The sequence below is a fragment of the Desulfonatronospira thiodismutans ASO3-1 genome (genome assembly GCF_000174435.1).
Taxonomy (GTDB): Bacteria; Desulfobacterota; Desulfovibrionia; order Desulfovibrionales; family Desulfonatronovibrionaceae; genus Desulfonatronospira; species Desulfonatronospira thiodismutans.
The window spans coordinates 933,334-947,618 of sequence record NZ_ACJN02000001.1; the positions used below are offsets into that span (position 1 = coordinate 933,334).

12 protein-coding genes are annotated in these 14,285 nt (G+C 52.9%); 7 read left to right on the plus strand and 5 right to left on the minus strand.

The genetic code is table 11. The features are described 5' to 3' along the window. The first annotated feature begins 172 nt into the window (after nt 1–172). From DTHIO_RS04240 to DTHIO_RS04255, 3 genes are all read left to right on the plus strand, one after another. A complete protein-coding gene (locus DTHIO_RS04240; RefSeq protein WP_008869118.1) occupies nt 173–1,252 on the plus strand; it encodes a TRAP transporter substrate-binding protein in 1,080 nt (359 codons plus the stop codon). 384 nt (nt 1,253–1,636) lie between these two features. Next, nucleotides 1,637–2,134: a TRAP transporter small permease gene (locus tag DTHIO_RS04250; RefSeq protein ID WP_008869119.1), complete on the plus strand. Its 498-nt coding sequence runs from the start codon at nt 1,637–1,639 to the stop codon at nt 2,132–2,134. Beyond that, entirely contained in the window at nt 2,131–3,438 is a 1,308-nt protein-coding gene (locus DTHIO_RS04255) for a TRAP transporter large permease (protein WP_008869120.1), read from the plus strand. The genes DTHIO_RS04250 and DTHIO_RS04255 overlap by 4 nt, the downstream gene beginning before the upstream one ends. A gap of 92 nt (nt 3,439–3,530) precedes the next feature. Here the strand turns inward: DTHIO_RS04255 and tpx are convergent, their stop codons facing one another. After that, on the minus strand, nt 3,531–4,046 hold the full coding sequence (gene tpx / locus DTHIO_RS04260; RefSeq protein WP_008869121.1) for a thiol peroxidase: 516 nt from the start codon (nt 4,044–4,046) through the stop codon (nt 3,531–3,533). Nucleotides 4,047–4,074: 28 nt separating this feature from the next. Then, entirely contained in the window at nt 4,075–4,446 is a 372-nt protein-coding gene (locus DTHIO_RS22885) for a Fur family transcriptional regulator (RefSeq protein ID WP_008869122.1), read from the minus strand. 301 nt (nt 4,447–4,747) lie between these two features. On the opposite strand from DTHIO_RS22885, the gene DTHIO_RS04270 reads away from it, so the two are divergent. The 4 genes from DTHIO_RS04270 (at nt 4,748) to lgt (ending at nt 8,423) form a co-directional block, all read left to right on the plus strand. Continuing rightward, a complete protein-coding gene (locus DTHIO_RS04270) occupies nt 4,748–5,752 on the plus strand; it encodes a metal ABC transporter solute-binding protein, Zn/Mn family (protein ID WP_008869123.1) in 1,005 nt (334 codons plus the stop codon). Between the two features lie 155 nt (nt 5,753–5,907). Beyond that, a complete protein-coding gene (locus tag DTHIO_RS04275) occupies nt 5,908–6,666 on the plus strand; it encodes a metal ABC transporter ATP-binding protein (protein WP_008869124.1) in 759 nt (252 codons plus the stop codon). 4 nt (nt 6,667–6,670) lie between these two features. Continuing rightward, nucleotides 6,671–7,498 carry a metal ABC transporter permease gene (locus DTHIO_RS04280; RefSeq protein ID WP_008869125.1) on the plus strand — a complete coding sequence of 276 codons (828 nt, stop codon included), beginning with the start codon at nt 6,671–6,673 and terminating at the stop codon, nt 7,496–7,498. A 133-nt stretch (nt 7,499–7,631) separates the two neighbouring features. Beyond that, the gene (gene lgt, locus DTHIO_RS04285; protein ID WP_008869126.1) at nt 7,632–8,423 is read left to right on the plus strand and encodes a prolipoprotein diacylglyceryl transferase; all 792 of its coding nucleotides are present in this window, start codon (nt 7,632–7,634) and stop codon (nt 8,421–8,423) included. A gap of 222 nt (nt 8,424–8,645) precedes the next feature. Here the strand turns inward: lgt and DTHIO_RS04290 are convergent, their stop codons facing one another. From DTHIO_RS04290 to DTHIO_RS04300, 3 genes are all read right to left on the minus strand, one after another. Beyond that, entirely contained in the window at nt 8,646–11,027 is a 2,382-nt protein-coding gene (locus tag DTHIO_RS04290; RefSeq protein WP_008869127.1) for a sucrose synthase, read from the minus strand. Beyond that, nucleotides 11,027–13,171: an HAD-IIB family hydrolase gene (locus DTHIO_RS04295; RefSeq protein ID WP_008869128.1), complete on the minus strand. Its 2,145-nt coding sequence runs from the start codon at nt 13,169–13,171 to the stop codon at nt 11,027–11,029. The genes DTHIO_RS04290 and DTHIO_RS04295 overlap by 1 nt, the downstream gene beginning before the upstream one ends. 109 nt (nt 13,172–13,280) lie before the next feature. After that, complete coding sequence (locus DTHIO_RS04300) at nt 13,281–14,198, minus strand: carbohydrate kinase family protein (protein ID WP_008869129.1); 918 nt, start codon at nt 14,196–14,198, stop codon at nt 13,281–13,283. Nucleotides 14,199–14,285: the final 87 nt, after the last annotated feature.

Consider the following 14,285-nt stretch of genomic DNA (forward strand, 5'->3'; position numbering starts at 1 on the left):
GCCCCGTAAAACCGGTGACAGAATAGAGGTTGCCCGATTCATATACTTTTGAGATGATAGCTGTTGTTCTGGATTATCTGTTCAGCTTTTTACGTACCGGAGTTTTTTCCTGGAAAAACCAGCTGCCTTATCAACAAACTGCTCATAAACATGGACCATGGAGGGAATAGGGATGAAGGGGAGACTTTATTACTGGATATGGCTGTTATTAATACTTTTTTTTCCGGTGGTATTCGGGTGTGCTGCAGATGAAGAAATGGATGACGCTGAAAAACCCGAAGAGACCTTCAGCCTCTCCCTGGCCACTTTCTGGCCTGCCACCGATTTTATGGTTGCTGATGCCCATAAACGCTGGATAGAGGAGGTGGAAAAACGTACAGACGGACGCGTCAGCATTAACCTGCATGCAGGCGAAGCCCTGCTCGGCGCCCGGGAAATCTACAACGGCGTGGCCGGGGGAGTGGCGGATATAGGCACGACCTGCCCCTCCTATACTCCGGGAATGTTTCCCCTGATGGAGGCCTTTGAACTGCCCGGCTACCAGAATGTCAATGCTGTATCCGCCTCCATGACCGCCCATGAAGGCTACAAAAGAATAAAGCAGGATCTGGGGATCGACGAGTTTGAAGACGTCAAGGTCCTCTTTTTCTGGGCCACCGGACCAGGGGACATCATGAGCCAGAAGCCCGCCAGAAACCTTGATGAACTGGCCGGAATGGAAATCCGGGCCGTAGGGGGAACTGTTCCGCCCCTGGAAAAACTGGGAGCGGTCACTCATTCCATGCCCATGTCCGAATCCTATCTGGCCCTGGACCAGGGACTTGTGGACGGCATTGTGGCCCCCAACGACACATTGAAAGGATTCAGGCTGGCTGAAGTGGTTGATTATGTCACTCATACTCCTTTTCTCTACAATGTAGTCTTTATGAAAATCATGAACAAGGGCACCTGGAATTCCCTGCCTCCTGATATTCAGGACGTATTCCGGGAAATGAACGATGAATTCGCCTATGAATACGGAAAATCCAGGGCCGACCACAGGCAGGAAGGCCTTGAGTACGGCATGCAGGAGCACGGCATAGAATTCTTTGAACTGGATGCAGACGAAGAGCAGAAATGGTTAGATCGTATTCAGCCCGTGGTGGAAGACTGGATAAAGAAGCAGGAAAACAGGGGGCTGCCGGCTGAAAAAACCGTCGAGCTTATCAGGGAACTGGACGAAAAATTCTCGGCAGAATATCCGGAGTACTAAAGTCAATTATAAAGGCATGTTAACATGCCCTTGCCTGTTTTCTAACATTATGGCATGGGGACTTTCCCGCACCCGTTCCAGGCGCTCGCTGAACAAAGCCTGGATATACTGCCGGCAGGGTGCTGGAAGGTCCCCTGTTTTTCTTAAAAGCCTGACGAGAAAAACGAAACCAGGAACTGCAGAATTGCGGCAATAACAGACAACCTTAACACTTGAGATGAATATCACCGTATATATGACCAGCTTTTGCCCTGCCATGCCTTCCGAGGATTCGGCTTCCATAATAAAGCAACCCTGTGAATTGATGCCCGGCCCGTCAACTGAGGGAAGTTTTTTTTCGCCCTTCACGGCCGGGTCTTTTCCAAAGCCAGGGGGCTTGTAGCAATGGAGCTCCTGGAAAAAATCGTACACAACCTGGCCCTGCGCATTTCCCAGATTGCCCAGCTGGCCCTTGTCCTGGTCATGCTGGTCATAGTGTCCAACATTTTCATGCGCGCCTGGTGGAAACCCCTTACCGGCAGCTATGAACTGGTGGAAATCCTTGGCGCTGTCATCCTGTCCATGGGTGTGGCCTACTGTGCAGTCAACAGGGGGCATGTGACTGTCAGTCTGCTTGTAGACAGTCTGCCTCCAAAAATTCAGAATATTGTCGAGATTATCACCAACGCCATCTCACTGACTTTTATCTCCCTTATATCATGGGGGCTTTTGCAGTACGCGTCCAACGTGCACAGAAGAAACCTGTCCACCTCTTCCTTAGATCTACCCCTTTACCCGGTTTATTACCTGGTTGCCTGCGGCATGATCATGCTTGCCATGATTATAGTTTTGGAACTGATTAAAAATACCCTGGCCCTGATCAGGGGGAGGAAACAGGATTGAGCCCTTTTGAACTGGGTATCGCAGCTATTCTGCTCGTTTTTGTACTCATTGCCGCCCGCATGCCGGTGGCTTTTGTCATGCTGGTGGTGGGAGTAGGGGGATATGCTTATCTAATTTCCCTGGATGCTGCACTTTCCATTGCTTCCTCTTCCATCTACAACACCTTTGCCTCGTACTCTCTCATCGTGGTCCCCCTCTTCGTCTGGATGGGCTATATCGCCTACCATGCCGGCATAAGCCGCAGGATATACGATGCCACTTACAAGGTTGTGGGCAGGCTGCCCGCAGGCCTGGCCCTGGCCACCATAGGCGCAAGCACTGCGTTTGGAGCCATATGCGGCTCCACCACGGCTACGGCTGCCACCATGAGCGCTGTGGCAGTGCCGGAAATGAAAAGGTACAGGTATGATCGCTCCCTGGCCACTTCAGTAGTGGCCTCCTCGGCCATCCTGGGGGTAATGATCCCTCCCAGCGTCATTTTTATCATCTATGGAATCGCCACAGGGGAATCCATTGCCAAGCTGTTTCTGGCGGGAATCATTCCCGGAGTTCTCCTTATGGGCCTGTTCATGCTGGTTACATGGATAAGGGCCGTCAGAAATCCGGATCTGGCCCCAGCCGGACCGGAAGTGGATCTCAAAGGCAAGATAAGGGCTGTTGCAAAGGGCGGAGTTGAAGTTGTCATCATATTTATAGTGGTCATCGGCGGGCTTTTTTTGGGCTACTTCACGCCCACCGAGGCAGGGGGGGTCGGAGCTGCCGCCACCCTGGCCGTAGCTATTATCCGCAGGCAGATCAACTGGACCGGATTTAAAAATTCCCTGCGCGACACCATTCGCATCTCGGCCATGATCATGTTTCTGGTGGCGGCGGCCACGGTTTTCGGCCGCTTTCTGGCAGTGACCAACATACCAACCACCATGGCTGTATGGGCCGGAGACCTGCCCATCCATCCCGTGGCTGTCCTGGCCATCATTCTGCTCATATATCTGTTGCTTGGATGCTTTATTGATGCCCTGGCCCTGATTCTGCTGACTATACCCATCTTCTATCCCGTGGCCGTTCACCTTGGATTCGACCCCATCTGGTTCGGGGTTATAATCGTACTGGTTGTGGGCATGGGCGTAATAACGCCTCCTGTGGGGGCCAACGTCTACGTGGTGGCCGGCATAGTCAAGGATACGCCGGTGGTGACTATTTTCAGAGGGGTATGGCCTTACCTGTTGAGTATAATACTCTGCATCGCCATCCTGACTCTTTTTCCACAGCTGGCCCTTTTTCTGCCCGACCTGGTCCAGAGATGATCATGCACAGCCCCGTATAGATTTGACTGCATCCGTAGAGGGGCATAAGTGTTTTCTCCAGCAGGGTCCAGGCCGGGACGTCTGCCATCAGGCTATACCAGTTCTGAAGCTGCATCCAGCACTGCCTTGTAATTGGGCTCTCCTGACACTTCGGGCACAACCTGTATATATTTGAGGACACCTTCCCTATCCACGACAAACATGGCCCTGGCCAGCAGACGCAGTTCTTTTATGAGTACTCCGTAAGCCTTTCCAAACGAGGCATCCCTGTGGTCGGACAGGGTCTGAACCTTGTCCACTCCGGCTGCGGCGCACCAGCGTTTTTGCGCGAAAGGCAGATCCATGCTGATGGTCAGGATGGATATGTCATCGTGCAGGGATGCTGCTTCCTGGTTGAAACGCCTGACCTCCATGTCGCACACGGGAGTATCCAGGGACGGTACCGAGGCGATTATGACCACCCGGCCCTTGATGCTGGAAGACTTAAACGGGTTTAAATCATTGTCCACCACTTCAAAATCCGGAGCCATTCTGTCTTTTACCGGTTCTTCACCCACCAGCGTCATGGGGTTCTGATGCAGGGTCACGATTCCTTGCCTTTCATTCATGACAATCTCCTTTTTTAAATCACTAAAGTTATTGAGTGCATTCAGAACAACGTCCATACAGAAAGATCTCATGCCCATCAAGCTTAAAACCTTCAGGCGCCAGGGATGTTATCCCCGGCGGGCAGCCTGGTATGCAAAAAAGCTGCTTGCAGTTACGGCATTGGAAATGATGGTGGTGATCCATGTCCGCCGGTTCATAATATGAACCCTGCCCCGGGACCTGCAGTTCGGCAACAAACCCTTCCTCTACCAGCAGCTTCAGGTTGCGGTATACCGTGGCAATACCCAGAGAAGGAACTTTCTCCCGGGAAAACCATAAAATTTCTGCAGGGCTCAATGGCCCTCGGGCTTCATGTAAACACTCCATCAAGGCCTTTCTTTGCTGAGTCTTGTGTTTCATATACAAACTCCCTGGACTTAAGCTGATTTATATGGCCATTTAAAGCAAAATGCAACTTCAAGTTATGCAAATTGTACCTGTTTAGCTTTGCATGTGGCACGGGGACTGGCTCTACCTCGCATTTATTTTTCTAAAGGATGACTGACACATTTAAAAATAAGTGCGGGGGGGGGCTGTGCCCTGCTTTCCTTAAAAGTTAGACAGATACTGTAAAATTTACTTGACCAGTTAAAAATGATAATAGTATATCAATTATCAGGTAAATCATGAAACACAATCAAAGCACCAAGGAGGAACTTTTATGCCTGAAAAAAAATCACCCGTAAAAGCCGGGCTGTCAGCCTGGGCTTTAATCACCACAGTGTTTCTCATGCTGCTCTGGCCGGCAATGGCCCCGGCCTCGGACAAGGACAGCCTGGATATAATGGTCAGCATAGCCCCGCAAAAATACTTTGTGGACAGAATCGGTGGGGAGTTGACAGATACCACCGTACTTCTTCCTGCAGGTGCCAGTCCGCATACCTTTGAACCCAAACCTTCCCAGATCAGAAAACTGGGCCGGGCTGACCTGTACATGGCCATAGGAGTTGAATATGAAAATGCTCTTTTGCCCAGGATCAAATCCACACATCCGGACCTGGAAATAGTCCGCCTGGACCGGGGCATTGAGAAAATCTCCATGCTGCAGGACTGCGATCACGACCATGACCACGGGCATGATCACGATCATGAACATAATCACAACCATGACCATGGGCATGATCACGGGCACGATAATGGGCATGATCACCATCATGATCACAACGGACATGATGGCCTGGACCCGCACGTATGGCTCTCACCGGATCTGGCCATGATAATCGCAGACAACGTCTACCGGGCCCTGTCCGAGGCCATGCCCGGGGCAGAGGCTGAGTTCAGGGATAATTACCTTGCCTTTATTCGTGAACTTCTTGAGCTGGACCAGGAAATCAAGTCTGTCTTCAATGATGTCCCGCCCGGCAGCAGATTCATGGTCTTTCATCCGGCCTGGGGATACTTTGCCCGGGCGTATGGTCTTGTCCAGGTTCCTGTGGAAGTGGAGGGACGCGAGCCCAGGTCGGCTGATTTAAAGGAGCTTATTGACACAGCCAGGGATGAAGGCATAAAAGTCGTATTCGTATCTCCGCAGTTTTCCAAACGAAGCGCTGAAACCATAGCCGACTCCATAAACGGAGAGACTGTTTCCATTGACCCCCTGGCAGAGAACTGGAAAGAAAACATGCTCACCGTGGCCGAAAAATTCAGAAAGGCCATGGAGCACTGATAATCAGGCAGCAAATGCTTCCTGCCCGGGTTGCCGTTCAGGGGATAACATCCAGATATGGCCAGTTATGTCCCCTGAACGGCTGTTCCCGGACATGCCGGATACTTTTACAAAAAAACATCCAGGCCGGTTAATCCGGCCCACACATATGACAGATGAATGAAAACGCCATAGAAATTCAGGACCTCAGCTTTGCCTACAACCACCACCCGGTCCTGGAAGACGTGAACATGCAGGTAAAACAGGCAGAATTCCTGGCAGTACTGGGTCCCAACGGCGGAGGCAAGACCACTCTTATGCGCATCCTGCTGGGCATCCTGCAGCCTTCCCGGGGAATTATCCGTGTACTGGGAAAACCCCCCGGTGCCCTGCCCCACCTTGTGGGTTACGTTCCCCAGAGCCAGAGCGGCGCAGACAAATTTCCCATCACCGTGCACGAGACTGTCCTTGTAGGACGTCTGGGACATCTTGGCCGTTGGAGACGCTTTACTGCCCGGGACTCAGATCTGGCCCGCCAGGCCCTGGAGCAGGTCGGCATGCAGGACTTTTCCGGGCGCAACATAGGCAGCCTCTCCGGCGGGCAGAGACAAAGGGTGCTTATAGCCCGGGCACTGGTGGCCAGGCCGCAGATACTTTTCCTGGACGAACCCACCGCTGCTGTGGACCAGGCCTTTCACACCAGGTTTTACGATCTTCTCAAAGAACTGAATGACCGGGGAACCACCATCCTGGTCATAAGTCACGACCTTTCGGTACTTTCCAGTCACGTCAAGGCCGTGGCCTGCGTAAACCGCAGTCTCTACTACCATGATGCAGCAGAAATCAGTAAGGAAATGCTGGAAAAGGTATACCACTGCCCGGTGGAACTGATCACTCACGGCGACGTCCCCCACAGGGTACTGAGGCACCACTGAGATCATGCTGGAAATCCTGCAGTACGACTTCATGCGCAATGCCCTGCTGGCGGGCTTTTTAGTAAGCATCGCCTGCGGCATCATCGGGGCCATGGTAGTGGTCAACAGGCTGGTGTTCATTTCCGGGGGTATTGCCCACGCCTCTTACGGCGGCATCGGACTGGCCTTTTTTGCCGGCTTCCCCCCTTCCCTGGGCGCAGGACTGGCTGCACTTATCTCTGCCTTGACCATGGGCCTGGTGAGCCACAGCCGCAAGCACCGGGCGGACACGGTCATAGGCGTCATCTGGGCCGTGGGCATGTCCATAGGCATAATCCTGCTGGATCTGACCCCGGGGTACAGGGTGGACCTCATGAGCTATCTCTTCGGCAGCATCCTCATGGTCCCCGCAAGCGCCCTGTGGACCATGGCAGGCCTCAGCCTGGCCATCACTGTGCTGGTGCTGATATTCTACAAGGACTTCCTGGCCATGTCCCACGACGAAGAATTCGCCAGGGCCGTGGGAGTCCCGGTTACCGCGCTTTATTTTCTGCTCCTGGTCATGGTGGCCATGACCGTGGTCATGACCATCCAGGTGGTGGGGCTTATCCTGGTTATTGCCCTTTTAACCATTCCCTCTTATATTGCAGAGAAATACTCCAGTTCTCTCAAGCAGATGATGCTTCTTGCGGTTATCATAAGCGTCATCTTTACCCAGACCGGAATCTGGCTTGCCTACTACCTGGATCTGACCACCGGTGCCACAGTAGTTCTGGTGGCCGCAGCAGCCTTCATCATATCCGGCCTGCTGCCTGGAAGGAGTATTAAAGACAAAGCAGAGCATAAGAACTAAAAAAACTTGGTAAAATTCACCATCAGATAAAATTGGTCAATCTAAACGCCCCGCGGAGTGAGTTTTTACGTCCTGTTTGCGAAGTCCCCGGACCCTGGAGAGTAGTTAAACATGAACCCCACAATCATAAATCATGCTGCAACATCCCAACTTTGACCCTGTAGCCATAGCCATCGGCCCCTTGGAAATCCGCTGGTACGGACTTATGTACCTGGCCGGATTCACCCTGGCCTGGCTTTTGGCCCGCCACAGGGCAAAAAAGCCCGGCTCAGGCTGGGACGTCAAAGAACTGCCGGACATGGTGGTCTTTGGAGCCCTGGGCATAATACTCGGGGCCAGGCTCGGCTACATGCTATTTTATGATTTTTTCGGGCTTATTTCACAGCCCTGGACCGCAGTCATGATCTGGCAGGGAGGAATGTCTTTTCACGGCGGGTTAATAGGCGGGATCATAGCCATGTACTGGTATGCCCGCAAAACAGGCAGAGGCTTTTTCACGGTTACCGACTTCGTGGCCCCAATGGGGGCTTTGGGAGTAATGTGCGGGCGTATCGGCAACTTTATCAATGCCGAACTCTGGGGACGACCCACGGATGTGCCCTGGGCCATGGTTTTTCCCGGCTCGGATATGGTCCCCAGGCACCCATCCCAGATCTACCAGGCCCTGCTGGAAGGCCTTCTCCTGTTTATCATCCTGTGGATATTCTCCTCACGTCCAAGACCCACCATGGCCGTATCCGGGCTGTTCTGTCTGGGCTACGGGGTGCTGCGCTTTCTGGTGGAATTTTTCCGGGAGCCCGATGCCCACCTGGGTTTTGTGCTCCTGGACTGGATGACCATGGGCCAGATCTTGTCCGTACCCATGATAATTTTAGGGGCGGTGCTTCTTTACCTGGCTTACGGATTCAGGGGTGAAACCAGGTAGTTTCCCTGGATGATACTTGAGTGCTAAAAATTTGTAACTGCTCATTGTTTTTGTCGGGGTCGGTATCGGAATCGGGATCGGTATCGAAGCTGTTGGGGAATGCTCCACGCAACTCTGGTTTTCGGTTTTCTATCGACCCCGATACCGACGCCGACACCGACTGCCAGAACAAGAGTATACACAAAAAGTGCTGAACAGTTACGAAAATTTTTCGATCCAGCCTTAGTGTGACAGGCTGCGCATTTTTAGAGAATAGAACATGTCCAGGTAACGCCTGGTCTCATCGCGCTCCAGGTTGGACACATACTTCCAGAAGCCGTAAATCCGGGAAAAGGACAACAGTCTCTGGGCATAAAGCCTCCAGTTGTATTTCTCCTCCACCCGCTTTATGCTGTTGTTTGAAATGGTGTCCCAGTAGCTTGCATCAGCCCGGCAGCGGGAGAAAAAGTTCGCCATGAGTCCTGCAGCCTCGTCCCCGTGGGTGGGGTCTATATGAAACCCGCTTTTGCCGTCCTCGATTATTTCCAGAGGTCCTCCGAAAATGGTGGCAAAAGTAGGAAGCCCTGAATTCATGGCCTCCACAACAGTCAGTCCAAAGGCCTCGAAAAGCGCCGGCTGCACAAAGGCCCCTCTGGAATCGGCAATAAAACGGTACAGCTCTCCGCTCATGTTCTTGTCCAGGCGCGTGCCCAGCCAGCGCACCTGTTCATGCAGGTCAAACTCTTCAAAAAGCCTGTGCATCTCCTGAATACATGCCTTTTCCTCCTCGTCCTGAGAATCCCTGACATCCAGGCTGCCGGCAACCAGCACCAGATTGGCTTCCTGCCTCAGTTCCGGATTTTCCCCGTACCAGCGTACCAGACTGGTGAGGTTTTTTATCCTGTCCAGACGGGCCATGGTAAACAGAATGGGTTTTGTCCGGTCCTGCAGTTCTCCCTTGGCCCAGTCCCCGGGAGGGCCGTAAATATAGTCGCTCAATTCATCGTGCAGCTCCGTGAGGCGGCGATCCTTTTCATAATACGGAAAGTAAACGTTTTCATCCGCACCCGGGGAAACCACGTTGAACTTGGGATCAAACACGTCGATACCGCTTACCACCCGGTAAAGATCCGGCATGGTAAAGGCATTGTAGGTTTCGTACTGGCCGACGCTTTCCTCGGTGCCTGCAATCTCCTGGTAAGTGCTGGTGATTATGAAGTCAGCGGTGTTCATGGCGATAAGATCAGCAGTGAACTGACTGGAAAACCTGTACTGGGCCTCGTTGTCCTTCCAATACTGGGAAGAAAAGAGATACTTGGACTTTTCCAGGGCGTGGGCGATGTTGCACTGGGTGATATTCATCTTTTTGGACATAAGTGAGGCCACCAGGTTGCCGTCGGAATAGTTTCCAATGATCAGGTCCGGACGGCCCTTGAGCTCACTGTGCACCTCCTGGGTTGAATCCAGGGCGAATCGCTCCAGGAAGGGCCAGACATGGAATCTGGAGATCCAGTGCGGCACGATCTCGCCGCTGGGATAGCGGAAAGGCACCCGCAGGATCCTGGCATTACTGGTACCCACTATATCTTCCTGGCGCTGATTGCAGGTGGTATCCCCGGCCTCGGGAATCTGACGGGTCAAAACAACAATCTCCGGTTCGATCTCCAGCCCCTGCTCCTTTATCTGCCTGCGCATTTCCTTTTCCAGGGCGCGTACCTGGTCCAGAATATACACTATCTGCCCCCCGGTATCCGGCCTGCCCAGCACGTTGGACTGCCCGAAATATCCGTGAGGCGAGACTATCACCAGTTTGAATATCATGGGTATACGGCTTAAAAACGAGGCCAGGATATTGGGGGTTGGAGCCTCGAGTATCTCGCGCAGCAGCTCAAGATTTTCCCGGACCCGCTCCACATCCTTGCCCCACCCGGGCTGAAAGCCCAGTGTCTGCATATGCCTGGAAATCCCGGACCATTTCTGGGAGGGATCCTGCTTCTTAAGAAAGGTCAGGGCCTTGCGCAGGGCCGAACGAAGCCCGGAAACAGTTTCAATGTGGCCGTTGAGCATGAGCTGTTTGCCCTCAATCTGGTGCAGGCGCAGGAACTCAAACAGTTTTTCATGTCCCCGCTTCTTGTCCTGGAAAAACTGCCCGGACAGATGACGGTTGAGAAAATCAACCCCCTTGCCGATGTAGGTGTATTCATTGAGCTTTGGAAACTCCCTGTTGAAGGGCTCCAGGTCTATTTCCAGCAGAAATTCGTCCACCTGGGTGCTGTTGTTCACCTGCATTTCATCAAACTTGAGGTAGTCGCTGGCCCCGATCTCATCAAAAAGCACATCTTCCACGTGAAAACGAAAGTACTGCCATTTGGCTATTTCCGGGCGCACAGCCAGGTAAACCCATGGATTTCGTATTGTGGCCACCTGGGTATACCTGAAGACTTCAAATACCAGGGCAGATTCGTGCCTGCCGTGTTCTTCGTCCTCAAAAAAATCCGCCAGCATGTCCTGCAGTTCGGAACGCAGCAGAAAAGGCTTCTCTTTTCTGATCATTTCCCGCAAAAAAAGATACAACGACTTTCTAAGTTCGGGATCAAGTCCGTCCAGTTCCTCTACATCAATCATTATCCTTCCTCCAGAAATCCGAAATACTGCATGCCCTCGATTATGCCCCGGGCATAATAGTCAGATGCAAAATAAACATTCGAAGTCACGGGCATATTCTTGAGCTCCTGGCTGTAGTTGCCCACAATCACTCCCAGCATGCTGCCCAGAAGCATTTCCCGGTCATTGCCGGAATCTCCGGCCACCAGGACCTTTTTCATATCCACGCCCCATTTCATGCACAGATACCGGATGGCCAGGCCTTTGGAGGCCCTTACCGGCAGAAAATCCAGAAACTGGTTATGGGAGTGAATCATTTTTGCATGCAGGTCTTTCTGGCGCAGGAGCCTGCGTACGTATCTGATCCCCGGGTACTTTCCAGGGGTGTAGTTGTAGCTCAGCTTGAATTCTCTTTGATTCTCCTGGGCCTGCATCTGCACTCCCGGCACTTCCTTCATGACCTCTGCAATGGCCCCGGGCTTCCAGCGGTAGGCGATATGCCTGCTCCAGGCATGATCCTTGAGTATGTTCGGCCCGTAATATATTTCGCTGCCAACCGAGGTGATGAGAATATCCGGGACAGGTACGTTTTCTTTGGCCAGGATATTCAGGGTACTCTCCAGGCTCCTGCCCGTGGCCACTCCGAAAACCAGCTCTTCCTGCATACTGCTCAGGATATCCAGAAGATCCTTGACCCCTTCGTGGTCACCGAGAAGGGTATTGTCTATGTCAGTGATCAGAACTTTTTCCGCCACAGGCAGCTTGCTCTTGATTATGGGCAGCCTGGGCTCTTCTTCCTTCCTGCGGGGACGCAGCTTCTGGATCTCGCGCAGATAGGTCTTTGTATGAGCATCCCATGAAAAATATTTTTTAACCCCTTTAATGCCTGCCCTGGAGTGCTTCTTCCAGTTTTCCCTGTCCCTCACCAGGGCCAGAAGGGCGTTGACCATGGCCTCCTTGTCCAGGGGATCGATGAGTGTGCCGTTGGCGCATTTGCCTATTATCTCCCTGGGCCCTCCATCATCGGTGGCCACCAGGGGCAGGCCGGTAGCACCTGCTTCAATAAGCGTCAAGCCGAAAGGTTCGGTCATGGCTGGATTGATAAATACCCCGCGCCGTTGAGCAGCGTAGCGGTACAGCTCAGGCACATCGTCAGCTGCATGCTTCTTGGGATATGCTGCCTGACCGTAAAGATCATACTTGTCCACCAGCATCAGAATCCTGGTCAGTACTCTTTTGGGGCCCTTGTCCATTCTAACTATATCTTCACGGTTTCCCGCGATAATCACCAGGTTGGCCGCTTCTCGCAGTTCCGGGCTCTCTCCGAAGGCTTCCACCAGGGTGGTGATATTCTTGCGCTCGTCGGGACGGGAAAGGGCCAGAACCATGGGCTTATTGGACTTCTGCAGAAACCTGTCCAGCTCGTGGGCGATCCGGGGCTTCTTCTGATCCGATTTGTAGGGATAGAAGCGATCAAGGTCTATCCCTGGAGGTATGATGCGCATCCTCCTGGGGTGATAATTCTCGTATTCTTTATATTGTTCGTCACGTTCCTGGGCTGTGCTGGTGATTACCAGGGAAGCATTACCCAGGGCTACTTCCTCGGCCTCGATCCTGGTGGACATGTTGTATCTGGATTCTATGGTGGCCTCGTTGCGGCCATGTTCCAGCAGGCTCTGCTTTTTTATGCGCCCCAGTGAATGCCCGGTAAAGATAAGAGGCACCCCCAGGTGCTGGGCCAGTTTTGACCCTGCCAGGCCGGCATCGGCGTAGTGTCCGTGGATTATATCCGGCACCATGCCCACCCGCCTGAAGTACTGCAGGGCCTTGTCCGTGAACTCATCCAGATAGGGCCAGAGCACTTCCTTGCGCAGGTACCTCTTGGGACCGCACTCTATGCGCACGATATTGGCCTTATCCCCCAGCTTCTCGATGGTTTTGCCGTAGCTGTTGTCCACCTTGGAATCCAGGACCTTTCTGGTAAGCAGATCCATCCTGGCCACCCTGGGATTTTTACCCAGGGCCCTGGCCAGTTCCACAACATACTTGACCTGGCCGCCAGTGTCCGAATCCCGGCCCAGTTCCATGTCAAAACCCCGCACCAGGCCGTGAATGCTCAGGTGCACCAGGTACAGACCGTCTTTGCGGCGTCTGATGTTGGTCATATCTGCCTCCGGATAAAAATTAAATTATAACAAAAGCTTGTCAATTTAATGAAGAATATGTTTCTTGTTCTTGCCCTGGCAGACGCAGGTCTGCAGGGACGGGCCTGGTTCAAGGGCCGTCATGCATCACGGACCGGGCAAACCTGCTGTAAAAGTCCTTTTCCTCCGGCACCGCCCCCTTGATGGAGCATACTTCCGCAGCAATGCGCACCGCTCTTTGCAGGATACTTTCCCATGACCAGCCCCTGCAAAGGCCCATCAGAAATATGGCGCTGAATGAATCTCCGGCTCCAACTGCATCCTCGAAAGAACTTACTTTCGGTGCGGCAGCAAAAAGATGCTCCCGGTCTCCGGGAAAAAGCATGGCCCCATCACCACCCATGGTCAGTACCAGGCATTTTAGCCCGCAGACCTTCTGCACCATCCTGGCCCTGGCCTGGAGACCCTCTTCCCTGATTTCCAGGATTGAGGCCACCTCTTCAAGCTCATCCAGATTGACCTTCAAGTAGCTACACCAGGACAGGATATCCCTGACCAGCTCCCTGCTCCACCAGGGATCACGCAGGTTGATATCGCAGAACACTTCCTGGTCTTTTTTTTGAGCCAGGGCATAAAGAGTGCTGGCTGAAATGCTGCTGCGGGCCGCCAGAGTTCCGTGGTAGAAAAGCGTTCTTCCCTCAAAAGAACTCTGCTCCTGGTCTTGTTCAATATAATCGAAAGCAACCTCTTCTTTAATCTCATAATAAGGCTCGTCACCTTTAAACCTGACCAACACCATACCGGTGGGCCTGTCCTGGTCCACCTGCAGGCCCTGCCGGTTCATCCCCCACAGCTGCATCTGCTCCCGGACCTCCTCTCCTGGAGCATCCCTGCCCACTCTGCTCACAAAAAAAGGATCCAGCCCCAGACCCTGCAGGTGACGGGCTGCATTAAAGGGGGCACCCCCGATTACCCTGGACTGGTCCGGGAAGATATCAAAAAGGACCTCCCCGAAAACCAGGACCCTGTCAAAAGCATTTTCATGCATATCCCTTCAACTCCATTAATATCAGTGACTTCAGCTCACCCCCGGATCCATAATCTCTGGACCTAGCTCATCGGCTCCCTCCGAGCA

Excerpts from the sequence above, each read along its gene's own strand:
- DTHIO_RS04240 (WP_008869118.1), top strand. The coding sequence starts at position 173 with ATGAAGGGGAGACTTTATTACTGGATATGGCTGTTATTAATACTTTTT.
- DTHIO_RS04250 (WP_008869119.1), top strand. The coding sequence starts at position 1,637 with ATGGAGCTCCTGGAAAAAATCGTACACAACCTGGCCCTGCGCATTTCC.
- tpx (WP_008869121.1), bottom strand. The coding sequence starts at position 4,046 with ATGAATGAAAGGCAAGGAATCGTGACCCTGCATCAGAACCCCATGACG.
- DTHIO_RS22885 (WP_008869122.1), bottom strand. The coding sequence starts at position 4,446 with ATGAAACACAAGACTCAGCAAAGAAAGGCCTTGATGGAGTGTTTACAT.
- DTHIO_RS04270 (WP_008869123.1), top strand. The coding sequence starts at position 4,748 with ATGCCTGAAAAAAAATCACCCGTAAAAGCCGGGCTGTCAGCCTGGGCT.
- DTHIO_RS04275 (WP_008869124.1), top strand. The coding sequence starts at position 5,908 with ATGAATGAAAACGCCATAGAAATTCAGGACCTCAGCTTTGCCTACAAC.
- DTHIO_RS04280 (WP_008869125.1), top strand. The coding sequence starts at position 6,671 with ATGCTGGAAATCCTGCAGTACGACTTCATGCGCAATGCCCTGCTGGCG.
- lgt (WP_008869126.1), top strand. The coding sequence starts at position 7,632 with ATGCTGCAACATCCCAACTTTGACCCTGTAGCCATAGCCATCGGCCCC.
- DTHIO_RS04290 (WP_008869127.1), bottom strand. The coding sequence starts at position 11,027 with ATGATTGATGTAGAGGAACTGGACGGACTTGATCCCGAACTTAGAAAG.
- DTHIO_RS04295 (WP_008869128.1), bottom strand. The coding sequence starts at position 13,171 with ATGACCAACATCAGACGCCGCAAAGACGGTCTGTACCTGGTGCACCTG.
- DTHIO_RS04300 (WP_008869129.1), bottom strand. The coding sequence starts at position 14,198 with ATGCATGAAAATGCTTTTGACAGGGTCCTGGTTTTCGGGGAGGTCCTT.